Raw genomic sequence first — 23,044 nt, forward strand, 5'->3', positions numbered from 1 at the left:
CGGGCGGGCGCCCCCGATCCCCGGGGCCGGCGGACGGGTGCGCGTTAGACTCGCTCCATGACCTCCGTACCGTGCCGGAACTGGTGGCGCTCCTCCTAGGAGCGGCACCCCTTCCGCACGGAACCAGGGCCGTTCGACACGGACGGCCCTTCCCCCTCCCCCGTACGGCGCCCGAGACGCGCGCGACGGGGAGACGGACACGGATCAGCTCCACGGCGGGGCCGTCCTCCACGCAGCCACACCTCGCGAGGAGAGATCCCATGACCACGATTCCGCCGCTCACCGCCTCCGCCCCGGGCGCCGACCCGCTCGCCGCCGCGTCCCCGCTCGCCGTGTCCACCGTCGCCGCTGCCCGCAGGCGCAGTGCCGAGCTGGAGCGGGAGCTCGCCGCTGCGCCGGGCCGCTTCCGGGTGATGACCGGGGACCGGCCGACCGGCCCCCTCCACCTCGGGCACTACTTCGGCACCCTCCACAACCGGGTCCGGCTCCAGGACCTGGGCGTGGAGGTCTTCGTGCTGATCCCCGACTACCAGGCGCTCACCGACCGGGACGTGGTCGACCGGCTCGCCGGGACGATGGAGGGTCTGCTCCTCGACTACCTCGCCATCGGCATCGACCCGTCGCGTTCGACGATCTTCAACCACAGCGCGGTACCCGCCCTGAACCAGTTGTTGCTGCCCTTCCTCAGCCTGGTCTCGGTGGCCGAACTGGGCCGCAACCCCACCGTCAAGGACGAGATCGCCCACTCCCGCCAGGCGGCCGTCAGCGGTCTGATGTACACCTACCCGGTCCACCAGGCCGCCGACATCCTCTTCTGCAAGGGCAACCTCGTCCCGGTGGGCCAGGACCAGCTGCCGCACCTGGAACTCACCCGGACCGTCGCCCGCCGCTTCAACGAGCGCTACGCACCGGTCTTCCCGCAGCCCGAGGCGCTGCTCTCCGCCGCCCCGCTGCTGCTCGGCACCGACGGCGGCAAGATGAGCAAGAGCCGTGGCAACGCCATCGCCCTCGGCGCGACCGCCGACGAGACCGCCCGGCTGGTCAAGGGCGCGAAGACCGACGCCGACCGGCGCATCTCCTACGACCCCGAGCACCGGCCCGCGGTCTCCAACCTCGTGCTGCTCGCCGCGCTCTGCCAGGACCGCGACCCGTACGAGGTCGCCGAGGCGATCGGCGACGGCGGGGCGGCCCTGCTCAAGCGGACCGTGACGGAGGCCGTCAACACCCGGCTGGCGCCCGTCCGGGCCCGTCGCGCGGAGTACGCGCGGGACCTGGGGTACGTACGCTCCGTGCTGCGCGCCGGGAACGCGCGCGCGAACGAGATCGCCGAACGCACCCTGGACGAGGTCCGGGAGGCCATGGGGACGCTGCGATAGGGGACCCGGTGCCGGGCGGTCCGTCGGGGGCCCGGCGCCCGGCACCGGTCACGTCACGCTCACTTCTTGAGGAAGTCCAGCAGATCCTTGTTGAACTTCTCCTTGTCGCCCGGCACCAGCGCGATGCCGTGCGAGCCGCCCTCGTAGACCTTCAGCGTGGCGTCCTTCACCAGTTTCGCCGTCTTGCGGCCGGTGGCGTCGATCGGGACGACCTGGTCGTCGTCACCGTGGACGACGAGGGTGGGGACGTCGAACTTCTTCAGGTCCTCGTGGAAGTCCGTGGAGGCGAAGGCGTCGACGCAGGCGACCCCGCCCTCGATGGTCTCGGCCATGGCCATGTACCAGAACGCGTCCTTGTTGCCCTGGGTGACCTTGTTGCCCTCGCGGTCGGCGGAGTGGAAGCCGACCGCGGTGTCCTTCCAGAACTGCGAACGTTCCGTCAGGATGCCCTTCTTGATGTCGTCGAAGACGCTCTGCGGAACGCCCTCCGGGTTGTCCGGACCCTGGAGCATCAGCGGGGTGATCGCGGAGAGCAGGACGGCGGACCTGATCCGCCCGGTGCCGTGCCGGCCGATGTACCGGGCCAGCTCGCCGCCCCCCATGGAGTGCGCGACCAGGGTGACGTCCTGCAGGTCGAGCTGGGTGATCAGGTCGTTGAGGTCGTCGGCGAAGGTGTCGAAGTCGTAGCCGTCCCACACCGGGCTGGAACGGCCGTGGCCCCGGCGGTCGTGCGCGATGCCTCGGTAGCCGGCGTCCGCGACGGCCTTGAGCTGGTCCTGCCAGGCGTCGCCGTTGAGGGGCCACCCGTGGATGAAGACCACGGGCCGTCCCCGCCCCCAGTCCTTGTAGAAGATGTCGACTCCGTCGCGCGTGGTGCAGACGGGCATGTGCTTCTCCCTTCCCTGCGGTCCTGCCGTGCGGGGGACAACACGGCCCATTACCGCACGACGGAAATGTCGCGGGGGAGCGTTCCTGGGCCGAACGGGTGAGGGTGGGCGGGTCTCCGGCGTGGAGCGCCATGCGGGTCCGGAGCGTTTCACGTGAAACGCTCCGGACCCGCATCCACCGCTGCCTCAGCGTCGCCCTGAGGCGGCGCGCTGCCTGCGCAGCAGCTCGGCGAGCCCGCGCCGGGTCGCGGCGATCACCACCCGGTCCTCGGCCTTGAGTACGTATCCGGGCGGCAGGTCCCAGATCAGCCCCGAGATGCGCTGCCTGCCCCCGGCGCCGTAGGGAGGTTCGGCGGCGGAATCGGGTACGCGGTCGTCGGGCGGGGTGGTGTCCAGGGCCAGCACCCGCCAGGCGCCGGCCCGGAACGCCTGCGCGACGGTGTGGCCCTCCAGCTGCGGGTGGCCGCCCACCACCAGGGCGGCGAAGAGCATCACCTTCCGCTCGACCGGGACGGCGCCGAGGATCTGCCGGCCCATCATCGCCACGGCGAAGGAGGGGGCGGCCAGATGGGTCACCGACCGGGAGCGGGTGGTGGCCCCCGGGTGGGCGGTGCGCAGGGTGCGGTAGACGACGGTCGCGAAGTCGTCGTCGTAGAGCCGGAGAGCCACCCGCAGGTCGGGCTTGATCGACCGGGCGTAGAGCGTCGCTTCGAGGTTGGTGGTGTCGATGCTGGTCAGGGCGAGCAGCGCGCGGGCCCGGCCGATCTTCGCCGCCTCCAGGACGCCTTCCTGGGTGACGTCTCCGATGACGGTCGGCACGTGCAGGGAGCGGGCCAGCGGGATGCCCCGGGCGTTCGGGTCCTCCTCGACGACGACCACGGGGATGCCGAGCTCGCGGAGGCGTACGAGGACCCGCGTACCGATCTTGCCCAGGCCGAGCAGGACCACATGGCCGGAGAGGCCGCGCGGCGGGCGGCGCAGCGAGGAGGCGGTGCGCAGGGTACCGAAGGCCTCCAGGACCGCCGCGATCAGCAGCGGCAGCAGCAGGAGTCCGGCCACCCCCGAGAGCAGCTGGATGATCTTGCGGGCGGAGGGCGCGGTGTCGTCCGCCGGGTCCCCCATGGCGAAGAGGTCGAGCAGGGTCAGGTAGACCGAGTGCGGGGCGCTGTCGCCGGTCGTGCGGACCGAGGCCACCGCCAGGGCGACCACGGCCGCCGCGACGCCCAGGGCCGACCAGCGCAACCGCCGCGAGAACACCTGGCCCAGCGGGGCGCCCCTGCCGCCCATCCGGGTCGCGGGCCGGTCCGGGACCGACCGGCTGACGGTCTCCAGGACGATGGTGCCGCGCCCGGTCGCCGCCGCCACGGAGCGTTCGTCGGGCAGCAGCCGCGGTCCGTCGTCGCCGCTGCTGTCGGAGCCTTCGGTACCGGCCGGGTCGACGGTGGTGGAGGAGAGGAGCGCGAGGGTACAGAGTCCCGGGTCCGCCCGCTCGCCGGGGCCGGGCGGGGTGCGTTCGGCCGCGCGCAGCAGCAGCCCCTCCGCCTCGACGACCTTGCTGCTGCCGGTCAGCGCGGTGGCGGCCAGGGCCGGGGCGACGGTGTCGGCGTCGGAGAGGACGGTGGTGCTGGCGTCCAGTGCGGCCGGGTCGAGGCCGGGCACGGCGAAGGCCGCCGCCTGGTCGAGGAGGGTCTCCAGATGGACGCCGAGCTTGCGGTTGTAGAGGCGGATCACCAGGCGCAGCCGGGGGTTGAGGCGGCGGGCGGTGAGCGCGGCCCGGATGTTGCGCTCGTCGTCCTCGTAGACGAGGGCGAGGGCGGCGGCCCGGTCGACGCCGGCCTCCTCCAGGACGTCGTCGGAGGGTTCCGCCGACTCCATGATGACGACGGGTTCCACCCCGGCGTTGGTGTCGCTGTCGCCGGACCCGACGCCGTCCAGGGGTGCGGTGCCGGTGCCGGTGCGGCTCATCGCCGCGGACATCCGGCCGAACAGGGCGGAGGCGCGGGCCCGCTGGTTCAGCGGGAGGTCCGGCTGCGCGGCGTCCGGGCCGGGCGGGAGGATCAGGGTGACGCGTTCCCCGTAGACGTAACGAAGCTCCACGGCGAGCCGTCGGGCGAGCGCGTCGTCACCGCAGACGACCATGTGGCCGGAGACCGGCGGGCGTTGGGGGCGCTGCGGCTGCTGGGGGAGAGGGGACACGAAACCCAGCATGCCTTGCTCCTGTCGGGTCGGTACGGGACAAGGGCGATCCGTGTGCCGAACTCAGGGCCGGGGCGGCGGAGGAGGGGGTGTGGCCGGGGCGGGGAACCCGGTACGGGCCCCGTCTCCGGGACCCGCCGCCGGGTCGTTCCCCCGATTCCCCCGTGCCCCCCGTCATTCCCCCGTCAACACACCGTCAGCGCGCCGTCTTAGACGGTCGTTCCCCCGTGCGGTGCTGCACGGATCGTGTCATCCGGAAGGGACTTCGCGCACTGCCGGATTCCGGCAGTCCTGGGGCGAGGGGGTTGCCGGGCCGTGGCACGGACGGTTGTGCGCTACATATACGTACGGGAAACATGGGGAGGGGAAGGGTGATGGCGGAATCGCGCATACCCGTCGAGGCACTGGGAAACTACGTCCACGTCCTGGAGGAAGTGGCCGGGACGGGGAGACGGCTGACGCACAAGGAGCTGGAGGAGCGCCGTGAGCTCGGCAGGGAGGCCGCGGAATCCGGGCTCCGGCTGCGCGGACTGATCACCCTCCATCTCGCGCAGACCCGCGCGCACTGGCCGTGTACGGCGGCCCGGGGCGGCGCCGGTTCGGTGGACGCCGTCCTCCACGCGGTGGAGCAGGCCGTGGACGCCTTCACCGAAGGCTTCGAGGGGGCGCAGCGGATGACGGTGCGCCGCGAGGAGGCGGCCCGCCGCGAGTTCATCGACGACCTGCTCTACGGGCGCAGCGACCTCGGCCGTCTCGCGGAGCGCTCCAGCCGCTTCGGGCTGCATCTGTCGCGGGCGCACGCGGTCGCGGTGGCCGTGGGCCCGGAGGCGTACACCGAGACGGACGCGGTGCTGCGCAGCGTGGAGGCGGCGATGCTGGCCCGGTTCGGGGGGCGCGAGATCCTGCTGACGACGAAGGACGGCCGCCTGATCTGCATCGCGCCGGGCAGCCGGTCGGACGTGCTGCTCTACTTCGCCCAGCAGTCCCATGCGGCGACCGGCGGCGGGCAGGCCGCCATCGGCCGCCCCCACCACGGGCCGGGCGGTGTCGTCCAGTCGTACGACGAGGCGCTCGAAGCCCATGAGCTCGCCGGTCGGCTGGGGCTCGACGAACCGGTGCTGCACGCGGCCGATCTGCTGGTCTACCCCGTGCTGACCCGGGACCGGCAGGCCATGGTGGACCTGGTGCGCAGCCGGCTGGGCCCGCTCCAGAGGGCCCGGGGCGGCGCCGAACCGCTGCTGCGGACCCTCACGGCGTACTTCGACTCGGGGTGCGTGGCGGCGGAGACGGCCCGGCGGCTGTCGCTGAGCGTGCGGGCGCTGACGTACCGGTTGGAGCGCATCCACCAGCTGACCGGCTCCGACCTCGCCGACCCGGTGCACCGCTACACCCTGCAGACGGCGGTCATCGGCGCCCGGCTGCTGGACTGGCCCGCGAAGGAGATCTGACCCCGCGCACGCGAAGGCCGGGACACCCTCGTGCCCCGGCCTGTTCGCGTACGCGGCCGTCCTCAGGCTCCGACGTCCCTCCGCCGGAGGTCTTCGAGGGATTCGCGGCGTACGAGCAGCCGCGCGGTGCCGCCCGTCACGGCGACCACCGGCGGCCGGCCCACGAGGTTGTAGCCGGAGGCCATCGACAGGTGGTACGCCCCCGCCGCCGGGACGGCCAGCAGATCGCCCGGGTGCACGTCCTCGGGGAGTTCCACCGCGTCGGCCAGGACGTCCCCAGCCTCGCAGTGCCGGCCCACCACGGTCACCATCCGTCCGGGCGCGCTGGAGGCCCGGCCGACCATGCGGGGCGCGTACCGCACGCCGTACAGCGCCGGGCGCGGGTTGTCGCTCATGCCGCCGTCGACGGCCACGAAGGTACGGGTGCCGGTCCGCTTGACGGAGAGCACCCGGTACACGGCCACGCCCGCGGGGCCGATGACCGCCCGCCCGGGTTCGACGGTCAGCCGGGGCACCGGCAGCATGGCCCGCGCGCACCCGGCGGTGAGTTCGGCACGGATGCGCGCGGCGAGCGTGGGGATGTCGAGTGCCGGTTCGCCCGCCCGGTACGCGATGCCGTGCCCGCCCCCCATGTCCAGCTCGGGCAGCACGACTCCGTGCTTGTCCCGGGTCCGGGCGAGGAGCCCCACCATCCGGCGGAGCGCGGAGACGTACGGCGTGATCGAGGTGATCTGCGAGCCGATGTGGCAGTGCAGGCCCACGAGTTCGAGTCCCGGTTGGCCGAGAACCCGGTCGATGGCGTGCTGCGCCGAGCCGTCCATGAGGGAGAGACCGAACTTCTGGTCCTCGGTGCCGGTACGGACCGCCGCGTGCCCGCCGGCCGAGATCCCGGGCACCACGCGGATCATGACGGGTTGGCGGGTGCCGTGCGGCACCAGGGCGGCGAGGCGGGCGATCTCGGAGGTCGAGTCGAGCACGATCCGGCCGACGCCGAGCCGCACGGCGGTGCTCAGGTCCTCCGGGCTCTTGGCGTTGCCGTGCAGCACGATCCGGTCGGCGGGGAAGCCCGCGCTGATCGCGAGGAGGAGTTCACCGGCCGAGCAGACGTCGAGCCCGAGCCCCTCCTCCCGCACCCACCGGACGACGGCCCGGCTCAGGAAGGCCTTCGCCGCGTAGACCACGTCCGCCTCCTCGGGCGGGAACGCGGCGCGGTAGGTCCGGCAGCGGTCGCGGACCTCTCCCTCGTCGAGCACGTACAGCGGGGTGCCGAACCGTTCGGCGGCCTCGGCCAGGGAGACCCCGCCCACCGCCATGTCGCCGCGCGGCCCGGGGCGCGTCGAGGCGGGCCACACGTCCTTCGGGTACGTCTGCCGGGCCGGGGAGGTGCACGGCGTGAGGGCGGTGGCCGAGGTGGAGGCGGTGGCGGTGGCGGAGTCGGGGGCCTCCCCGGCCGGGTCGGGGGACCAGGCCGGGGAGGGGGCGCCGGCGGGGCTTGGGGACCCGGCCGGTGCGGGGGTGGGGACGGGGGCGAGGGGGGTGGTGGTCATGGTGCGCTCCCTTCAGCGTCCGTGGCGGACGAGCGCGGGGGCGTCGGGGACGGCCGGCGCGGGAGGAGCCGGGTCCGTCGCGCGGGCGACGGGAGCGGCGGGGGTCGCGTGCGAGACGGCAGCGACAGCAGCGACAGGCATGGCGGGCGTGGTGGTTGCGGTGGGGGCCGCGTGCGCGGCGGTGTGGGGCACCGAGGGGTGCGGGTCGGCGGCGCGCGGCGCGGAGAGCAGCGGGTCGACGGTCAGGGTGCGGACGCCGAGAGGGGCGGCGAGGTCACGGAGGGCCGGTTCGCAGAGGCGTACCCACTGCTGACCCGCGCCCAGGGTGGCGACGAGGCGGCTCTCCGAGGTGAAGGCGACGGCGGTGCGCGCGCCGAGCGGCGTACGGAAGAACCGTGCCCGGACGCTCGACGGACAGTGGGCAAAACCCGGGCGGACCGGTACGAACAAGGGCCCGGCCGGGACGTTTGCGAGCGGGGGTCCGGCCGGGACGGGTTCGAGGGGGTCGGGATCCGGCAGCGCGCTTTCCATGGTGCCTCCAGACGTCGGCACGGGTCGCGGACGCGACCCGGCGGGTTCGTCCTCGACGCTAAGTCCGCAGGCCGGGGGCGGCGCGGCCGCCGCCTCGGCCCTGACGGGTACTTGACGCCGGACCCGGGTCACGTTGACGCGCTCCTGACGCGGGGGCGGGCGGGCACGGGGCGGGCCGCTCCTTCCACGGGGGTCGGTCACCCTGTCCACGGGGGTCGGTCGCTCTGCCCACGGGGCGGGCCACCCCCTCGGGGCGCGGTCCGCCCGGAAACGCGAGACGCCCCGGCCGTCAGGTCCGGGGCGCCTCGAAAGTGCGGTGCGGGGCTTGGAATCAGAGCCGAGCTCAGAGGTCGAACTCGTGCGGCGGCAGGTCGAGGGCGAAGCACGCCTCCCGGACCACGGCCTGCTCCGACTTGTCGAAGTCGCCGTCGGCGCCACCGATGACGATGCCGATCTGGATGACCGCACGCGCCTCGGCCGGCTTCTTCTTCGCCTTGGCGATCTCCTGGAGCACGGTGACCTTGCCGAAGGCGAAGTCGGCGGTGAGCTTGTCCACGTACGCGTTGAAGCGGCGCTGGAGGTCTTCCGCGGGGAAGTTCTGGAGCACGTCGTTGCTCATGATCAGCTGGGCGACGCGCTGCCGCTCCGACGGGTCGATGGAGCCGTCGGCCGCCGAGACCAGGGCGCACATCGCCATGCTCGCGTCGCGGAACGCCCCGCTCTTCAGGTCGTTCTTCTTCGCCTCCAGCTGCGTCTGCATCGTCGAGGCGGATTCCTTGATCCGATCCCAAAGGGCCATGACGTCTCCATACGTTGCTTTGCGGTGCGTTGGCTGAACCGAGTGGAACTCTACAGACGTGTAGAACTCGATGCTCGACCCGGCAGGCTTTGCCACGGAATGGCGGCTCAGTAGGATGCGGCGATCGCTGAGCAGTGCCCGGGGCCGCCCAGCCGTGACTGCGAGAGCTTGCGCGAAGGGCGGACACCGCATGGGAAACGCGGGACGGCACGAAGACGTTCCACAAGGGGCCCCTGCGTCCCCGGCGGCCGACGCGTCCCTCGGCGCCGGCGGGCGCCCGCGCAAGCGGGGGCAGGGCGAGCTCGAGGCGCAGGTGCTCGCGGCGGTGCGCGCGGGCGGAGGGCCGGTGACCGCGAGCTGGGTGCGGGAGCGCCTCGACGGCGGCCTCGCCCTGACGACCGTCATCACGATCCTCTCCCGCCTCCACGCGAAGAACGCGGTCACCCGCACCCGTGCGGGCCGTTCCTACACCTGGACGAACGCCGCCGACGAGGCCGGCCTCGCCGCCCTGCGGATGCGCCGGGTGCTCGACGGCGAACGGGACCGTGAGGCCGTCCTCGCCCGCTTCGTCTCCGCGCTCAGCCCCGGCGACGAGGAACGCCTGCGGGCCCTGCTGTCCCGGACCGGTCCGGATGCGCCCGGGGCGAGCGAACCCGCTGAGCCCTCCGAACCCTCGGGTCCGCCGGATGCCCCCGGCCGTGCGTCGGGGAACCGATGACGACGACAGGGGCGTTGGGGGAGCGATGACGACGACAGGGGCGTTGGGGGAGCGATGACGACGACAGGGGCGTTGGGGGAGCGATGGGCATTTTCGTCTACCTGCCACTCGTACTGCCGCTGACCGCGCTGCCCGTCGCGCGGCTGGCCGCGCACCATCTGCACCCGCGCACCGCGACCCGGCTGCTGGCCGTCGCCGGTACGACGCTCGCGCTGTGCAGCACCCTCTGCCTCGCCCTGCTGATGGTGATCGGTACGGCCCAGCTGCCCGGCAACCCGTTGCCGGACGGCTGGTCGGACCCCGAGGTCAGGGCCGCGCTGCCGTACGAGGACCGGACGGGCCTGGTGGCCATCGGGGTGCTGGGTGCGGTGGTGGCCGGCTGCGCGGCGACGCTCGTACGCCATGTACGTACCCGGGTCGCCGCGACCCGCGCGCTGGGGGCGCCGACGCGCGAGAGCGGCGGGGTGAGCGTGGTGGAGTCGCCGGCCCCGTACGCGTACGCGCTCCCCGGCGGCCCGGTGCGCGGGCGGATGGGCGGGGCGGCGGCAGGCGACGGCCGGGTCGTCGTCTCCAGCGCCCTGCTCGACTGCCTCGAACCGGACGAGCAGCAGGCGCTGTTCGCCCATGAGCGGGCGCATCTGGCGGGGCGCCACCACCGCTATCTGCTGCTGACGCAGCTGGCCGCGCGCGCCAACCCGTTCCTGGTGCCGCTCCGGACGGCGGTGGCGTACAGCACCGAGCGCTGGGCCGACGAGGAGGCCGCCCGGGCGGTCGGCAGCCGCCATGTGGTGGCGCGGGCGGTCGGCAAGGCGGCGCTGGTCTCGGCCCGTTCGCCGTTCGAGGGGCTGGCGGGGTTCGCGCGTGCGACAGGGTTCGCGGGGCCGGCGGGGTTCGCGGCGGCGGGGCCCGTACCGCTCCGGGTCGCGGCCCTCCTCGACCCCGCCCCGCCCACCCGCTTCTGGCCCCCGGCGTCGGCGCACCTCCTCTTCGCCGGGCTGACGGCGACGGTGGGCACGGCGGCCTCCGCGCTGTCGTCGGTGAACGCCACGGTCACGCTGGTCCGCATCCTGCGCGAGGCGACCTTGCTGTAGGCCGTCGGCGGTGGATCTTTGCAGGTCATGGGAAACCGGCGCGCCGCGTGCAGTACACAACTGTTGCTCTGTACGGGAACGGTGACAGGGATGTCGTGGGTCCAGGACTTCCGGCCGAGAGGTCCCCCGGACGGCCCATAGTGATCACACAGCAGGTCGCACCGCAGGTCACACAGGCTGGTTGCGCAGTCGGCCGCGCAGCAGGTCACCCACCAGATCACGGCAGCCGTGGAGAGACGCCTCTCCGCGGACGCCCTTCCCCCACGGGAGCAACGCCATGGCTTCGGCCCTCCGTACCAAGACCGCCGTCCTCGTCGCCGCCGCAGTCGCGGGCACCCTGCTCCTGACCGGCTGCCAGGGGGACGACTCCGACGGAGGCTCCGACACCGGGGCGAAGGACACGAGCAGCAGCGCCGCCGCCACGCTCCCGGCCGAGACGCCTGCGACGCAGGGCGCCCCGTCCGCCACCGCCGCTGCCGGCAGCACCAGCGGCGGCAGCACCACCGGCGGCAGTGGCACCGGCAGTTCGGGCTCGGGCTCCGACGCCGCCTCGGACGAACCGGAGACGGCCGTCGAGGGCATCGACCAGGGCAAGGGCGTCAACGGCACCTGGAACGGCAAGGTGCGCTACCTCGCCCCCGGCACGTACACGGTGACCCGTCCGGACGACGTCGACCAGCAGTTCTTCGTCTCCGAGGACACGGACATCGAGGGCACCGGCGACATCTGCGGTACGGAGGAGGGCCAGGCCGCGATGCCGTGCAGCGAGGAGATGCTGGAGGCCGCGACCAAGGGCGACGGAGTCGACGCCGAGGTCGTCGTCGCGAACGGCATCGCCAAGAGCATCATCGACAACCACAACTGACGCCGATCACCGCGCGCGGAACTCCCGTACGCAGAGCTCCCGCGCGCAGAAGTCCCGTACGCGGAACTCCCCGTCCGCAGCCAACGGCTGACCATGGACGGGGAGTTCCGCGTGTCACGGGGTGTGCGAGGGCCTCAGTCGCGGCCCTCGCCGACGTGCTCCGGCGTGAGGTCGTCGTGCGTGGGCCGGGCGGGGGCGGCCTCGCTCGCGCGGACGCGCGCCCGGGCCCCGGTGCCCGTACCGCGCAGCGCCTTGATCCGGGTGATGGCCGGTTCGGTCCAGCGGGCGGTGAGCGGGCCGATGATGACCAGGATCAGTACGTACGCGGTGGCGATGGGCCCGATGCGCGGCTCGGTCGCCACGGCCAGACCGGCGATGACGATGGAGAACTCGCCGCGCGCCACGAGCGTGCCGCCCGCCCGCCACCTGCCGCGCGACTTGATGCCGGCGCGGCGGGCCGCGTACCAGCCGGTGAGGATCTTGGTCAGCACGGTGACGACGGCGAGCAGCGCCGCCGGGAGCAGGACCGGCGGGATGTCGGCCGGGTTGGTCGAGAGGCCGAAGAAGACGAAGAACACCGCCGCGAAGAGGTCCCGCAGCGGGGTCAGCAGCTTGCGCGCGCCCTCGGCGACCTCGCCCGAGAGCGCGATGCCGACGAGGAACGCGCCGACGGCGGCCGAGACCTGGAGTTGCTGAGCCAGTCCGGCGACGAGCACGGTCAGGCCGAGGACGACGAGGAGCAGCATCTCCGGGTTGTCGGAGGAGACGGCCCGGCTGATGATCCGGCCGTGGCGCAGCGCCAGGTAGAGGACGAACCCGACCGTCCCGAGCGCGATCAGCAGCGCGATGCTCCCCCCGGCGAGCCCGACTCCGGCGACCATGGCGGTGAGCAGCGGCAGGTACACCGCCATCGCCAGGTCCTCGATGACGAGGACACCGAGGATGACCGGGGTCTCCCGGTTGCCGAGGCGCCCCAGGTCCGTCATCACCTTGGCGATCACCCCGGACGAGGAGATCCAGGTGACCCCGGCCAGCGCGACGGCCCCGGCGGGACCCCAGCCGAGTATCAGCGCGGCGACGGCGCCAGGGGTCGCGTTGAGGACGAAGTCGACCAGCCCGGACGGGTACTGGGTCTTGAGGCTCGTGACCAGCTCGGAGGCGCTGTATTCGAGCCCGAGGAGGAGCAGCAGCAGGATCACGCCTATCTCGGCGCCGACTGCCGTGAACTCCTCGCTGGCACCGAGCGGCAGCAGCCCGCCCTCGCCGAACGCCAGACCCGCCAGGAGGTAGAGGGGGATCGGCGAGAGACCTATCCGGCCGGCGAACCGCCCGATGATCCCCAGCCCGAGAATGACGGAGCCGAGCTCCACCAGCAGTGCGGTCATGTCATGCACGATCAGCCCTCCGCAATGATCTCGGAGAGCGCGTCGACGCCCTCGCGCGTACCGACGACGACGAGCGTGTCACCGATGGCCAGCCGGAAGTCGGGCCCCGGCGACGGGTGCGCACTGTGCGTCCGCAGCACCGCCACGATCGACGCCCCGGTACGGGTCCGCGCCCGCGTGTCCCCCAACACCCGCCCGCCGTAAGGCGATCGGGAGCCGAGCGGAATGTGCTCGGTGACCAGGTCGATGCCCTCGGTCCGTACGGCGTCGATCGGTGCGGGATCGATGAGGTGGGCGAGCGCGGTCGCCTCGTGCGTCGTCAGGGGGACGGTCAGCCGGCACGAATCTGGGTCGTCCTGCTCGTAGAACCCGATGAACCGCCGCCCGTCGTGGTGGACGACGACGGAGATGTGCTGGCCGGACTCGGTGATGAAGTCGTACTGAGTCCCGACTCCGGGCAGCGTGGTGCGGCGGGTTCCCATGGCTTCCTCCCGAGTGGAGCGCCGGCGCGTGCGGCGGCCCTCGTCAGTTCTTGGTGATCTCTTTACCTTTCAACACCTTAACGCGATCCATACGCGTAGCGGGGGGTCGGGGGAGGAGGCGGGGTGGTAAGGGGTGATCGTCTCCGGTGCGTGCCACGCCGGGAGACGAGCCCTTGGTGAGCAGGTCAGGGCAGTCCTCGGGGTGCGGCGCCTCCGCGCAAACTCCGTTGTGGTGCGACCTTCGTCACCGCCATGGTCAAGGCCGTCCAGGCTCTGGAACGCGCGGCGCACCGAAGGAAGCGCGGGGGCGGTCCGGCGACTGCTGCCCGGTACGGCGGGCGGCGCAGGCGGGAAAGGCTCAGTGCCTCGTGGGGCACGCGCGTTTCGGACTCAGGTCACGAGAGGAAGTCGGCTACCCCGAAGAGGATCGCCCTCGTCCAGAACTTCACCTGGTGCCGGCGATTGCAGAACGGGCGCGGCAACCACAACCTGCGTGGCACCACGGGCCGACCGCACCACCGGCAGACCGGCGGTTCCCTCACCAGTTCGATTGAGACCCCCATGCCGCGACTTTAGCGAGGCTCCCCACGTGCGATCCCACCCCCGGCGGAGTTCGGCGGCAGGCCGTACGCCCAGGGGCACCTGGGGCACGTCACCCGGCGAACGTCACCCGCTCCCCGCCGTCCCCGCAGAGGCCCCGGCGCCCGCTCCCGCCGACACCCCCGCCCCCGCACCCGCCCCGGTGGTCACGTGGTTCTCCGCGCGGGTCCGCAGCTCCTCGACGCCCGGGACCTTGCGGTACTTGTCCAGACGGGTGCGCATGTCCTCGGTGGCTTCGGTGACCTTGACGGAACGGATGCCGTCGGCGCAGTCGAGGAAGTCGGTCCAGGTGGCGAGGGCGGCGTCGAGGTGGCCTCGGCGGAGGTGGATCTGGCCGAGGTCGGCGAGGACGATCGCGCGGCTGCGGCGGCGGTCGATGCCGTGGATCTCCAGGGACTCGTGGAGGTGGCCGGTGGCGCTGTCCAGGTCGCCGAGGCGGGCGAGGATCATGCCGGAGTGGTGGGCCCAGCGGCCGATGCTGAAGTGGGAGGCCCAGGATTCGCCGGGGGCGGCGTCGGGAGTCTGCTCGATGGCGGTCTGGGCGGCGGTGAGGGCCCGGGTGGCGAGGCGGTGGTCGCCGTCGAGGGCGGCGGCGTCGGCGAGGGTGGTCTGGAAGTACGAGACCGCGCGCGGGTCGTCCAGGGACTTCGCGCTGTCCACGCAGCGTTCGGAGAGGCGCAGCGCCATGGCGCCGTACCGGGGGCCGAGGTCGATCGCCTGAACGGCGAGGCCTCGCAGGGCTGTTGCGGAGAGTTCGGCTTCGTCGGCGGCGACCGCGAGGCCGTAGGCGTGGGCGTAGTACTGCTGGGCCATGCCCTGGTTGCCCTCGTCCTGGGCCATCCAGCCGGCCAGGTGCACGAGTTGGGAGGTGGCGGCGTACAACTGCCGGCCGATCTCCTCGGTGTAGGTGCCGTCCAGCCAGGAGGCGACGTCCTCGGTGAGGTAGCGGACGGCGAGATGGCGGGCGTGTCCGCCGCCGAGTTCGGCGGCGGTGTCGCCGAGGGCGCGGGTCATCTGGCGTACGGCGGCCACCTCGCCGGTGCCGACGCGTACACCGCCGACGCGGCTGGTCCGGCGGGTGACGCTCTCCGGGTCGGGCAGGTTGAGGGCGGCCAGAGCGTGGGCGCCCGAGGCGGCCAGGAAGTTTCGCCGAAGCACGTCGTTCCTCCCCAACTCGACGACTGACGCCACGGTATCGAGGCCCGCAAGGGGGCGGGAGGCGGATCGTTGAGCGGGGACGCCGGGGGTGGCGGAGAGGGCTGGTGCGTCGGGTCCGGCGGGGGGCTGCTGCGGCGCGTTCGTGTCCAGGCCGAGTACGTCGGCGATGTACGGGAGCCAGTAGTCGGGTTTCCGGCGCCCGGCCATCCACCTGCGGACCGACTGGCGGTCGAGGCCGTTCGGGCCGCGCCCCTCGGCGATTCCCAACTCCCGGGCGAGTTTGGACGGCCCCCAGCCACGTGCCGCGCACGCCTGGCGGATCAGCTCGCCGATCTCCTGGGATTCGGGCACCTTGCGCTCACTCCTTCACCAGGGCGGTCCTCCCGGCCTGGCCTACGCGGGACTACAGGTGGCCCACAGCCTGGCATCTCCTCACTGTGTGTGTTCGGGAGTTCACTGAACGCCATCCCTCCGGGAGTTCAGATCCACCCTTCGCACCGAAAGAGGTGAGTCCGCGATGAGCTCAGCCAGCGGAACGAGCGGAAACAACGGGACGAGTGGAGCCGGCGACACCTGCGCGGCGAGTGGCAGCGGTGGGTCGGGCGGAGCGGGCGGCCCCGGTGCGGCTCCGGGGCACTGCGCGCCGCCCGGGATGTGTGGTTCGTACGGCGGGTCGGCGTACGGGAGTTCGTCCGGGGGCTCGGGCAAGGGTGCGGCCGGGTACGGCGGCGGGGTGACGTACGGCGTCCCTCCGTTCGGTGGTCCGCCGAACACGGGTGCGCCGGTCAGCCGGGCGGATCTGGCCGCCGATGTGCAGCTGGCGCTGGATCTCGCCCGGGGGCGGGCGACGGGCGAGGCGGCGGATGCCCTGCGGGTCCGCCTCCGCCGCGCGATCGTCGCGTACGCCCCGCTGGCCGACGCGTACGCCGCCCAGCTCGCGGACTCCCGGGCGCGGGAGATCGTGACGCACATGGTCTGCCACGCGTGGGCCGTCGCGCAGGACCCGGGCCAGGACCCGGCGGTCAACCTCCGGCTGCTGGCGAAGGCGGTGGACCACCTCGCGCGGTACGCGGCGGCGGCCCGCCACATGGCCCCGACCGACCTGGATCCGGGGGCCTGTTGACCGGCCCGTTCACCGGAAGGCCGACCGGTCGCAGGGGCGCGGCCGGCAGGCTCCGCACGACTTTGCCATTGCTTTACAACCCAGGGTGCCGCTGCCTCGTCTCTTCGCACGTTCCGTTTCCCGGCCCGCCCGTCCCGGTGGGCCGACAACGAAGGAGAGCCGTTCATGCGCCGAACCACCTTCAGTCTGCTGACGCTTGCCTGTGCCGCCGTGCTCGCCACCGGTGCCGGTCCCGCCTTCGCGGACACGGCGTCCCCGGCCCCGCGCACCCCGGCCGTCACCGCCGTCCCGGCCGAGGCCCCGTCCGCGGCCCCGGCGGCTGCCCCGGCCGAGGCCGCGACCAACGCCCCGGCCGCCGTCCCGGCCCCGACGGAGCCCCCGACCGCCGTGCCCAGCGCGGCCGCTGCGGCTCCGTCGGTCTCGGACGGTGGGGCGCAGGTCTCCGCCGTACCGTCCGGAGCGCCGAACACCGGTGCCGTCGCCGCCGCGCAGTCGGGCGGCGGCAACGGGACGCTGATGGGCGGGGGCATCGCCGCGGTGGTGCTCGCGGCGGGCGCTGCCGTGTTCCTCGTGCGCCGCCGGGGCGCCGGGGTGAACGGGGCGACCGGGGCGTGACCTCGTACTCCAGGCGGGCCTTCGGGGCCGCCGCGCTGGCCTCGCTCCTCGCCGGCTGCGGCGTGGGGGGCGAGGACGGGGGCGGGGGTGCGGTGGCCGGGCGACCGGAGGCGCCGGCCCCCGCGCCGAGCGCGCGGACCGGCCGGTCCCCGTCACCTTCTCCCGCGACCGCGACCGTGACCGCGTTGGCGCGTTCGGTGCCGATCCGGCTGCAGGTTCCGACGATCGGGGTGGACACCCCGGTCGTACGGCTCGGCCTGGCGGCGGACGGCACCGTGGAGGTGCCCGCGATCACCGCGCACGACCGGGCGGGCTGGTACGAGCACGGCCCGGCCCCCGGCCAGACCGGCCCGGCAGTGATGCTGGGGCATGTGACGGTCGGGTCGTACGGTGACGGGGTCTTCCGGCACCTCGCGCAGCTCCGCGCGGGGGACCGGGTCGTGGTGCGCCTGGAGGATGCGAAGGCTGCGGAGTTCACCGTCTTCGCCACCCGTACGGTGGCGAAGGCGGCGTTCCCCACCCAGGAGGTCTACGGCAACGTGGACCGCCCGGAGCTGCGGCTCATCACCTGTGGCGGGGCCCGTGACGGCGACGGCGGCTACCAGGACAACGTGATCGTCTTCGCTGCCCTGGACCCCTCCGGGGCAGCCTCCGACCTGGGAGACCGGTGAAGCGGGCCCGCGAGAGGAACGACCGGCGCGGCAGACAGGCGCAGGCGGCGTCCGAGCTGTTCGCCGTGCTCTACCCGTCCCTCGCCGGGTGGTGCCGCCGTCTCGTGGACGACGACGGGACGGCGCACGAGATCGCCTCCGAAGCGTTCACGCGGCTCTGGGCGCGGTGGTCGAAGGTGGACGAGCCGCGCGGGTACCTGTACGTCACCGCGGCCAACCTCGTACGCGACCACTGGCGTTCGCTGGAGCGCGAGCGCCGGGCGGTCCGGCGGGTGGTGACCGAGGAGGTCGTCGGCGGCCATGCCCAGCCGGCCGACCCCTCGGTGCGGATGCTGGTGCAGTCGTTGCCCGAACGGCTGCGCGTGCCGATCCTGTTGCATTACTACGCGGACATGCCGATCCGGGAGGTGTCCGCGCTGACCGGGCGGAAGGAAGGGACCGTCAAGGCCGATCTCCACGCGGCCCGCGAACTGCTCCGCGCCCACCTGAGGAGAAGCCTTGACCACTCGCGCTGACGAGGAGCCGGAGTTCGGCGCCGACGACCCGCTCGCCGTCATCCTGCGGCCCGGCCACGACCGCCTCGCGCCGCCCCCGGGCCGGTACGAGGAGCTCCGTCGCGGCGCCGCCGGCCGGAGGTACCGCAGGGGCGCCGCCGTGGTCGGCATGGCCTGCGCGGTCGCCGGGCTCGCGGTGCTGCCGTTCCGGCTGGCGGCGGGACCGGGCGTACCGGTGCTGCCCGCGTCACCGGCGGCCCCCGCTTCGACAGGGCCCGGGCCGACCGGTTCCGGCTCGGCGGACTCGGGGCCCACGGGAGCGCCCACGCCCGGGGAGACGGCCGCCCCCCAGGTGGCTCCGTCCCCGCCGACGGCCGAACCGTCCGTCACCGGGGTGACGGCCGTGCCCGAGGGCGCGTCCGCGGCCCCGTCCACGGAGGCGCCCCGGTCCGCGGCCACGGTTCCGCCGGCCGTTTCCGGGGCGGACGCCTCCGGGGCGGCGAGGGGCGTCCCGTCCGCCTCCGCGGCCGTGCCGTCGCCGACCTCGGCCCCGACGGGGGCGTCCGCCGCGGCGAACCCGTCGGTGGCGCCGACCCGGAGTACGTCCGGCGGCTGAAGGGCGTGGTCCGGGCGGAAGGCGGCCGGCCGCCGCTCCCGAGCCGGCCGGCCCCACCGGCCCCGTACGCCGGTGAGACCGCCCGCGCACCCGGCGCGGACGGCCTCGGAGCTCCGGGTCGGGGCACCTCAGTCGGTGACCTCGATCTTCCCGTCGTCCTTCGACGGCGACCCGGCGCCCTCGCCGGCGAGTGCGGCGGGACCGGCGTTGGCGGCGGGTGCGGCCGTCCGCGCCGCGGTGAGGTTCTTGAGCAGCGAGGCCAGGTCGACGCCGGTGGTGGAGGTGAGCAACTCCATGCCCTGCGCGACGTTGTCGGTGACGGTACGGGCCAACTGGCTCGCCCCGTCCGTGGAGATGACCGTCAGCTTGTCGATGGCGCTGAGCGGTTCGGCCGCCTTGGCGACGACCTGGGGCAGGACGTCCACCAGCATCTGGAGGACGGCCGCGTCGCCGTACTGCGCGAAGGCGTCGGCCTTCTTCTGCATGGCCTCGGCCTCCGCCGCGCCCCGGGCGGCGATGGCGGCGGCCTGGGCCTCGCCCTCGATGCGTACCGCCGCCGCGAGCGCCGAACGCTGGAGCTTCTCGCCCTCACCGGTCAGCCGGGCGCGGTCGGCGGTGGCCTCCGCCTCCTTCACCTGGGCGATACGACGGGCCTCGGCCTCCTGCTCGGCCTGGTACCGGGCGGCGTCGGCGGGCTTGCGGACGCGGGTGTCGAGCTCGCGGTCGGTCAGCGCCGCCTGGCGCGCGGCGACCTTCTCCTGCTCCTGGAGGACCTCCTGCTGGCGGGCGGCCTCGGCGAGCGGGCCCGCCGCGTTGGCCTTCGCGGCCGCCACCTCGGTCTCCACCCGGATCTCCGCCTGCTTCAGGTAGAAGGTCCGCTCGGCGATGGCGACGTCCTCGGCCGCCTTCAGCCGGGCCTGCTCGGAGGTGCGCCGCGAGTTCGCCTCGGCGATGTCCGCCTCCTGCTTGGCGCGGGCGGCCTCGGGGCGGCCGAGGTCCTCCAGGTAGGTGCCCTCGGTGGTGATGTCGTGGATCTGGAACGCGTCGAGGATCAGGCCCTGGCCGGAGAGGCTGGCCTCGGCCTCTTCGGCGACCTGGCTGGCGAAGGCGGCCCGGTCGCGGATGATGTCCTCGACCGACATCCGGCCGACGATCGCGCGCAGCGAGCCCGAGAGGACCTCCTGCGTGAAGCCCGCGATCCCCGCCTGCTGGCGCAGGAACCGCTGGGCGGAGGCGCGGATCGCGTCCTCGCTGCCGCCGACCTTGACGATCGCGACGCCTTCGAGGTTGGCCTTCACCCCGCGCAGGGTGACGGCACCGCGCACCTTGACCGGGATCTGCCGGCTGGAGAGGTCGAGGGTGTACCGCTGCTGCACGAACGGCACCACGAAGACCCCGCCGCCGACGACGACCTTCTGGCCGGTGTTGTCGATGCTGGTCTGACCGGTGACCGGGTCGGTGTGCTTCTTGCCACGGCGGCCGGTGATGATGAACGCCTCGCTGGGACCCGCGACCTTGTAGCGGGTGACGACGGCGAGGCCGAGAAGAACGAACAGTACGACGATGCCGATGACGGCTATGACCACTGGACTCATGCGGTGATGCCCCCCTGGACCGCTGCCCGCGTGGGCGGCGGATTGTTCAACGTCCTTATGTCTTACGGGCGTTCCACCGGGCGCACGGTGACCGAGGAGGAGGACAAGGTTGCCTCGACCCAGATCTCGGTGCCCTGTGCGACGGGTGCGGCGCTTTTCGCCGCGTACTTCACGGTGTGCCCGGCGAGGCGCAGCAGCACCTCGCCGTAGCCGTCCGGCGGGATCGCGGTGACGACGGAACCGGTGGTGCCGATCAGGTCGTCGCCGCGCGGCGCGGGGGCCGTCCGGTCCTGCATCAGGGCCCGGCTGAACCTCCAGGTCAGCCAGGCCGCGACCAGCCCCGCCAGGCCCCCGCCGGCGAGGGCCACGGCCAGGCCCACGTCGGTCGTCCCCTGCACGATCGCCCCGCCGAAGCCGAGCATCGAGAGGAATCCGGCGATCACGGGGAGCGAGAGCAGGCCGTCGAAGAGACCGTTCAGCAGACCCCCGAAGAGCCCTCCGAAGATCCCTTCCAGGATGCCGTCGAAGAGCAACGACAGGGCGAGCAGGACGAGTCCCGCCGCACCGAGTGCGAGGAGAAGCGTCACGGCGTACCCCCTTGAGCCGTACGGGCCCCCCGGCCCCGCTCCATGGCGCACCGAACGGCTGGAACCGACCGGCGAACCGACCGGAGGGTCTCACGGGCCGGGGCCCACCGTCACTGCCGGGAACCGGCAGTCTTCGGGCGATCTTGATGCCGGAAACTGCCCGTCCGATGGGGTGGACGACCGCGCCGCACGGTTGGTTCCGCGCCGCCGCGCCCGTCCGGCCGGCGCCACCGTGCCCGTACCTCGCTCAGCGCTTCACCAGCGCCACCAGGCTCAGCCCGAACATCAGCACCCCGAGCGGGAGATGGACCGACGGCACGTGCGCGATGCCCAGCACGACCTGGACGGAGGCGAGGACGAGGAAGCCGGTCGCGTGCCGGACCGGCCGGGCCGGACCGCCGCCCGGCTTCCACGCCAGCACCGCCGCGAGGACGTACAGCATCGACGCCCCGTACATCACGCGGGCGCCGACGCTGTGCAGCGTCTCGCCGTAGGAAGCGGTCAACAGCAGCCCGGCGGAGACCGCTTGGAGAAAGATGGTCAGAGTCTGCAGGGCTGTCGCGAGCCGCAGGAACGAGAAGCGGTGCTCTGCCGTCGCCTGGGTGGTCATGGCCACGGTCCCCCTTTTCCGCCCCGGAAGGCAGTCGGTCGATAAGGTCTCACCAGCCCGACGACGTGGGTCCGCGAAAGGTAAGGCGAGGGGGGCGGCCGGGATGGGGACGGCGGGGACGAGCACCGACGAAGTGGCCGGGGAACGGCGTCAACTGCTCAACATCGCCTACCGGTTGCTCGGATCACTGGCCGAGGCCGAGGACGCCGTGCAGGAGGCCTATACGCGGTGGTACGCGCTGCCGCGAGCCCGGCGCGACGAGATCGTCTCGCCCGGTGCCTGGCTGACCACCGTGACCGGCCGGGTCTGCCTGGACGTGCTCGGCTCGGCGCGGGCGAGGCGCGAACGGTACGTCGGCTCCTGGCTGCCCGATCCGCTGCCCGACCGCTCCGCGGGGAACCTCGGGGGCGACGGCGACCCCGCCGATCTGATGGTCCTGGACGAGTCGGTGACCATGGCGTTCCTCGTCGTCCTGGAGTCGATGACCCCCGCCGAGCGGGTCGCGTTCGTGCTGCACGACGTGTTCCGCTACCCGTTCGCCGAGATCGCCGACGTCCTTCGCCGGACCCCGGCCGCCTGCAAGCAGCTCGCCGCCTCCGGCCGGCGGCGGCTGCGCGCCGAGCGCGCGCCCGTCACGGCGGCCGGCCGGGACGACGTGGTGCGGCAGGTCAAGAAGGCGTGGGAGAGCGGGAACATCGCGGCCCTCGTCGACCTTCTCGACCCGGCCGCCGTGCTGACCGCCGACGGCGGCGGCCTGGTGAGCGCCGTGCCGCGCCCGGTCGAGGGCGGTGCGCGCATCGCCGCGTACATGGCCGCCATCGCCGACCGGGCCCCCGGGCTCGAACTCCTGGAGCGCTCGGTCAACGGAACGCCGGGCCTGGTGGCCCGGAGCGGCGGCACCGTCCTGACGGTGGCCTCCTTCGAGATCGCCGACGGCCGCGTCACCCGCCTGTGGGTGGTCCGCAACCCGGAGAAGCTGCGGCCGTGGCTGGACGGCGCCTGAGCGGGCGGTGAGGACCGGCGGGCGGTCAGACGGGGGCGATCTCGGCGAGCTGCGCGGCCAGGGTGTCGACGGACTGGAAGGTCGCGCCGACCAACGCCACGTGCTTCCACCGCAGTACGCCGTCCGGCCCGATGAGGAACACCGAGCGGCGCACCCCGATCCCGGGGGCGGCGACGCCGTACTGCCGGGCCACCGCGCGGTCCGCGTCGACGAGCAGCGGCATCCGCAGCCCCCGGACCCGGGCGAAGTTCTCGTGACTGTCCACACCCTGTGGACTGATTCCCCAGACGTCCGCCCCGAGCCCTTCGAAGACCTCAAGGCCCGAGGAGTACGAGCAGAGCTGCCGGGTGCAGACGGTCGTGTTGTCACCGGGGTAGAAGGCCAGGATCAGCGCGCGCCCCGGCGCGTGGGCCCGGACGTAGTCGCGCCGTACGAACTCCTCACCCACGAGCGCCCCGCCGGGGAGGGTGAACTCCGGTGCGGGGGCGCCGATCTGAGGGCCTGATGCCATGATGTCTCCTTCGTTCGGGGAATGTTCCCGGCGAGGTGCCCGCCGCGAAGACGTTCCTACGAGAATGTGCCCAGGTGTTCCGCACGAGCATGCTCCTCGTAAGGGCGAACCGTTCCACGAACCGGTCCAGACCCGG

23 protein-coding genes are annotated in these 23,044 nt (G+C 73.4%); 11 read left to right on the forward strand and 12 right to left on the reverse strand.

What is annotated here, in order from left to right:
• The first annotated feature begins 260 nt into the window (after positions 1-260).
• The gene (gene trpS, locus OG599_RS17595) at positions 261-1,376 is read left to right on the forward strand and encodes a tryptophan--tRNA ligase (protein ID WP_327176921.1); all 1,116 of its coding nucleotides are present in this window, start codon (positions 261-263) and stop codon (positions 1,374-1,376) included.
• A 59-nt stretch (positions 1,377-1,435) separates the two neighbouring features.
• Here trpS and OG599_RS17600 read toward each other — a convergent pair whose 3' ends face one another.
• Both OG599_RS17600 and OG599_RS17605 read right to left on the reverse strand, forming a co-directional pair.
• Positions 1,436-2,263, reverse strand: a complete 828-nt coding sequence (locus OG599_RS17600) for an alpha/beta fold hydrolase (protein WP_327176922.1) — start codon at positions 2,261-2,263, stop codon at positions 1,436-1,438.
• Between the two features lie 186 nt (positions 2,264-2,449).
• Positions 2,450-4,471 carry an NAD-binding protein gene (locus OG599_RS17605; protein WP_327176923.1) on the reverse strand — a complete coding sequence of 674 codons (2,022 nt, stop codon included), beginning with the start codon at positions 4,469-4,471 and terminating at the stop codon, positions 2,450-2,452.
• A 362-nt stretch (positions 4,472-4,833) separates the two neighbouring features.
• On the opposite strand from OG599_RS17605, the gene OG599_RS17610 reads away from it, so the two are divergent.
• Positions 4,834-5,907, forward strand: coding sequence for a PucR family transcriptional regulator (locus OG599_RS17610; protein ID WP_327176924.1), 1,074 nt, complete (start codon positions 4,834-4,836; stop codon positions 5,905-5,907).
• Positions 5,908-5,969: 62 nt separating this feature from the next.
• Here the strand turns inward: OG599_RS17610 and lysA are convergent, their stop codons facing one another.
• The 3 genes from lysA to OG599_RS17625 form a co-directional block, all read right to left on the reverse strand.
• Positions 5,970-7,454: a diaminopimelate decarboxylase gene (gene lysA, locus OG599_RS17615; RefSeq protein WP_327176925.1), complete on the reverse strand. Its 1,485-nt coding sequence runs from the start codon at positions 7,452-7,454 to the stop codon at positions 5,970-5,972.
• A 12-nt stretch (positions 7,455-7,466) separates the two neighbouring features.
• Positions 7,467-7,985 (reverse strand): SAV_915 family protein, encoded by a 519-nt coding sequence (locus tag OG599_RS17620; protein WP_442809446.1) that lies wholly within the window; start codon positions 7,983-7,985, stop codon positions 7,467-7,469.
• 343 nt (positions 7,986-8,328) lie between these two features.
• Positions 8,329-8,784 (reverse strand): tellurite resistance TerB family protein, encoded by a 456-nt coding sequence (locus OG599_RS17625; RefSeq protein WP_327176926.1) that lies wholly within the window; start codon positions 8,782-8,784, stop codon positions 8,329-8,331.
• A gap of 190 nt (positions 8,785-8,974) precedes the next feature.
• Here OG599_RS17625 and OG599_RS17630 point away from each other — a divergent pair, with 190 nt between their 5' ends.
• The 3 genes from OG599_RS17630 to OG599_RS17640 all read left to right on the forward strand — a co-directional run bounded on the left by OG599_RS17630 (position 8,975) and on the right by OG599_RS17640 (position 11,458).
• Positions 8,975-9,502: a BlaI/MecI/CopY family transcriptional regulator gene (locus OG599_RS17630; RefSeq protein WP_327176927.1), complete on the forward strand. Its 528-nt coding sequence runs from the start codon at positions 8,975-8,977 to the stop codon at positions 9,500-9,502.
• Between the two features lie 83 nt (positions 9,503-9,585).
• Positions 9,586-10,593: a M56 family metallopeptidase gene (locus OG599_RS17635; protein ID WP_327176928.1), complete on the forward strand. Its 1,008-nt coding sequence runs from the start codon at positions 9,586-9,588 to the stop codon at positions 10,591-10,593.
• 277 nt (positions 10,594-10,870) lie between these two features.
• The gene (locus OG599_RS17640) at positions 10,871-11,458 is read left to right on the forward strand and encodes a hypothetical protein (protein ID WP_327176929.1); all 588 of its coding nucleotides are present in this window, start codon (positions 10,871-10,873) and stop codon (positions 11,456-11,458) included.
• A gap of 134 nt (positions 11,459-11,592) precedes the next feature.
• Here OG599_RS17640 and OG599_RS17645 read toward each other — a convergent pair whose 3' ends face one another.
• The 3 genes from OG599_RS17645 to OG599_RS17655 form a co-directional block, all read right to left on the reverse strand.
• Positions 11,593-12,852 carry a cation:proton antiporter gene (locus OG599_RS17645; protein ID WP_327176930.1) on the reverse strand — a complete coding sequence of 420 codons (1,260 nt, stop codon included), beginning with the start codon at positions 12,850-12,852 and terminating at the stop codon, positions 11,593-11,595.
• 2 nt (positions 12,853-12,854) lie between these two features.
• Positions 12,855-13,325 carry a cation:proton antiporter regulatory subunit gene (locus OG599_RS17650; protein ID WP_327176931.1) on the reverse strand — a complete coding sequence of 157 codons (471 nt, stop codon included), beginning with the start codon at positions 13,323-13,325 and terminating at the stop codon, positions 12,855-12,857.
• Positions 13,326-13,991: 666 nt separating this feature from the next.
• Positions 13,992-15,434: a helix-turn-helix transcriptional regulator gene (locus tag OG599_RS17655; protein ID WP_327176932.1), complete on the reverse strand. Its 1,443-nt coding sequence runs from the start codon at positions 15,432-15,434 to the stop codon at positions 13,992-13,994.
• A 166-nt stretch (positions 15,435-15,600) separates the two neighbouring features.
• Between OG599_RS17655 and OG599_RS17660 the strand changes: the two genes are divergently transcribed.
• The 5 genes from OG599_RS17660 to OG599_RS17680 all read left to right on the forward strand — a co-directional run bounded on the left by OG599_RS17660 (position 15,601) and on the right by OG599_RS17680 (position 18,602).
• A complete protein-coding gene (locus tag OG599_RS17660) occupies positions 15,601-16,206 on the forward strand; it encodes a hypothetical protein (protein ID WP_327176933.1) in 606 nt (201 codons plus the stop codon).
• 165 nt (positions 16,207-16,371) lie between these two features.
• Positions 16,372-16,821: a sortase-dependent protein gene (locus OG599_RS17665; protein ID WP_327176934.1), complete on the forward strand. Its 450-nt coding sequence runs from the start codon at positions 16,372-16,374 to the stop codon at positions 16,819-16,821.
• On the forward strand, positions 16,818-17,492 hold the full coding sequence (locus tag OG599_RS17670; protein WP_327176935.1) for a class F sortase: 675 nt from the start codon (positions 16,818-16,820) through the stop codon (positions 17,490-17,492). The genes OG599_RS17665 and OG599_RS17670 overlap by 4 nt, the downstream gene beginning before the upstream one ends.
• Positions 17,489-18,007 carry an RNA polymerase sigma factor gene (locus tag OG599_RS17675; RefSeq protein WP_327176936.1) on the forward strand — a complete coding sequence of 173 codons (519 nt, stop codon included), beginning with the start codon at positions 17,489-17,491 and terminating at the stop codon, positions 18,005-18,007. The genes OG599_RS17670 and OG599_RS17675 overlap by 4 nt, the downstream gene beginning before the upstream one ends.
• A complete protein-coding gene (locus tag OG599_RS17680) occupies positions 17,991-18,602 on the forward strand; it encodes a hypothetical protein (protein ID WP_327176937.1) in 612 nt (203 codons plus the stop codon). Before OG599_RS17675 ends, OG599_RS17680 begins: the two co-directional genes overlap by 17 nt.
• A 128-nt stretch (positions 18,603-18,730) precedes the next feature.
• Here the strand turns inward: OG599_RS17680 and OG599_RS17685 are convergent, their stop codons facing one another.
• From OG599_RS17685 to OG599_RS17695, 3 genes are all read right to left on the reverse strand, one after another.
• The gene (locus OG599_RS17685; RefSeq protein WP_327176938.1) at positions 18,731-20,197 is read right to left on the reverse strand and encodes a flotillin family protein; all 1,467 of its coding nucleotides are present in this window, start codon (positions 20,195-20,197) and stop codon (positions 18,731-18,733) included.
• Positions 20,198-20,259: 62 nt separating this feature from the next.
• On the reverse strand, positions 20,260-20,784 hold the full coding sequence (locus OG599_RS17690) for a hypothetical protein (protein WP_327176939.1): 525 nt from the start codon (positions 20,782-20,784) through the stop codon (positions 20,260-20,262).
• Positions 20,785-21,031: 247 nt separating this feature from the next.
• On the reverse strand, positions 21,032-21,394 hold the full coding sequence (locus OG599_RS17695) for a hypothetical protein (protein WP_327176940.1): 363 nt from the start codon (positions 21,392-21,394) through the stop codon (positions 21,032-21,034).
• A gap of 103 nt (positions 21,395-21,497) precedes the next feature.
• Between OG599_RS17695 and sigJ the strand changes: the two genes are divergently transcribed.
• Positions 21,498-22,397 (forward strand): RNA polymerase sigma factor SigJ, encoded by a 900-nt coding sequence (gene sigJ / locus OG599_RS17700; RefSeq protein WP_327176941.1) that lies wholly within the window; start codon positions 21,498-21,500, stop codon positions 22,395-22,397.
• Positions 22,398-22,422: 25 nt separating this feature from the next.
• On the opposite strand, the gene OG599_RS17705 is transcribed toward sigJ, so the two are convergent.
• On the reverse strand, positions 22,423-22,908 hold the full coding sequence (locus OG599_RS17705; protein WP_327176942.1) for a peroxiredoxin: 486 nt from the start codon (positions 22,906-22,908) through the stop codon (positions 22,423-22,425).
• Positions 22,909-23,044: the final 136 nt, after the last annotated feature.

Source organism: Streptomyces sp. NBC_01335 (genome assembly GCF_035953295.1).
GTDB lineage: Bacteria > Actinomycetota > Actinomycetes > Streptomycetales > Streptomycetaceae > Streptomyces.

Excerpts from the sequence above, each read along its gene's own strand:
- trpS (WP_327176921.1), top strand. The coding sequence starts at position 261 with ATGACCACGATTCCGCCGCTCACCGCCTCCGCCCCGGGCGCCGACCCG.
- OG599_RS17600 (WP_327176922.1), bottom strand. The coding sequence starts at position 2,263 with ATGCCCGTCTGCACCACGCGCGACGGAGTCGACATCTTCTACAAGGAC.
- OG599_RS17605 (WP_327176923.1), bottom strand. The coding sequence starts at position 4,471 with ATGCTGGGTTTCGTGTCCCCTCTCCCCCAGCAGCCGCAGCGCCCCCAA.
- OG599_RS17610 (WP_327176924.1), top strand. The coding sequence starts at position 4,834 with ATGGCGGAATCGCGCATACCCGTCGAGGCACTGGGAAACTACGTCCAC.
- lysA (WP_327176925.1), bottom strand. The coding sequence starts at position 7,454 with ATGACCACCACCCCCCTCGCCCCCGTCCCCACCCCCGCACCGGCCGGG.
- OG599_RS17620 (WP_442809446.1), bottom strand. The coding sequence starts at position 7,985 with ATGGAAAGCGCGCTGCCGGATCCCGACCCCCTCGAACCCGTCCCGGCC.
- OG599_RS17625 (WP_327176926.1), bottom strand. The coding sequence starts at position 8,784 with ATGGCCCTTTGGGATCGGATCAAGGAATCCGCCTCGACGATGCAGACG.
- OG599_RS17630 (WP_327176927.1), top strand. The coding sequence starts at position 8,975 with ATGGGAAACGCGGGACGGCACGAAGACGTTCCACAAGGGGCCCCTGCG.
- OG599_RS17635 (WP_327176928.1), top strand. The coding sequence starts at position 9,586 with ATGGGCATTTTCGTCTACCTGCCACTCGTACTGCCGCTGACCGCGCTG.
- OG599_RS17640 (WP_327176929.1), top strand. The coding sequence starts at position 10,871 with ATGGCTTCGGCCCTCCGTACCAAGACCGCCGTCCTCGTCGCCGCCGCA.
- OG599_RS17650 (WP_327176931.1), bottom strand. The coding sequence starts at position 13,325 with ATGGGAACCCGCCGCACCACGCTGCCCGGAGTCGGGACTCAGTACGAC.
- OG599_RS17660 (WP_327176933.1), top strand. The coding sequence starts at position 15,601 with ATGAGCTCAGCCAGCGGAACGAGCGGAAACAACGGGACGAGTGGAGCC.
- OG599_RS17665 (WP_327176934.1), top strand. The coding sequence starts at position 16,372 with ATGCGCCGAACCACCTTCAGTCTGCTGACGCTTGCCTGTGCCGCCGTG.
- OG599_RS17685 (WP_327176938.1), bottom strand. The coding sequence starts at position 20,197 with ATGAGTCCAGTGGTCATAGCCGTCATCGGCATCGTCGTACTGTTCGTT.
- OG599_RS17695 (WP_327176940.1), bottom strand. The coding sequence starts at position 21,394 with ATGACCACCCAGGCGACGGCAGAGCACCGCTTCTCGTTCCTGCGGCTC.
- sigJ (WP_327176941.1), top strand. The coding sequence starts at position 21,498 with ATGGGGACGGCGGGGACGAGCACCGACGAAGTGGCCGGGGAACGGCGT.
- OG599_RS17705 (WP_327176942.1), bottom strand. The coding sequence starts at position 22,908 with ATGGCATCAGGCCCTCAGATCGGCGCCCCCGCACCGGAGTTCACCCTC.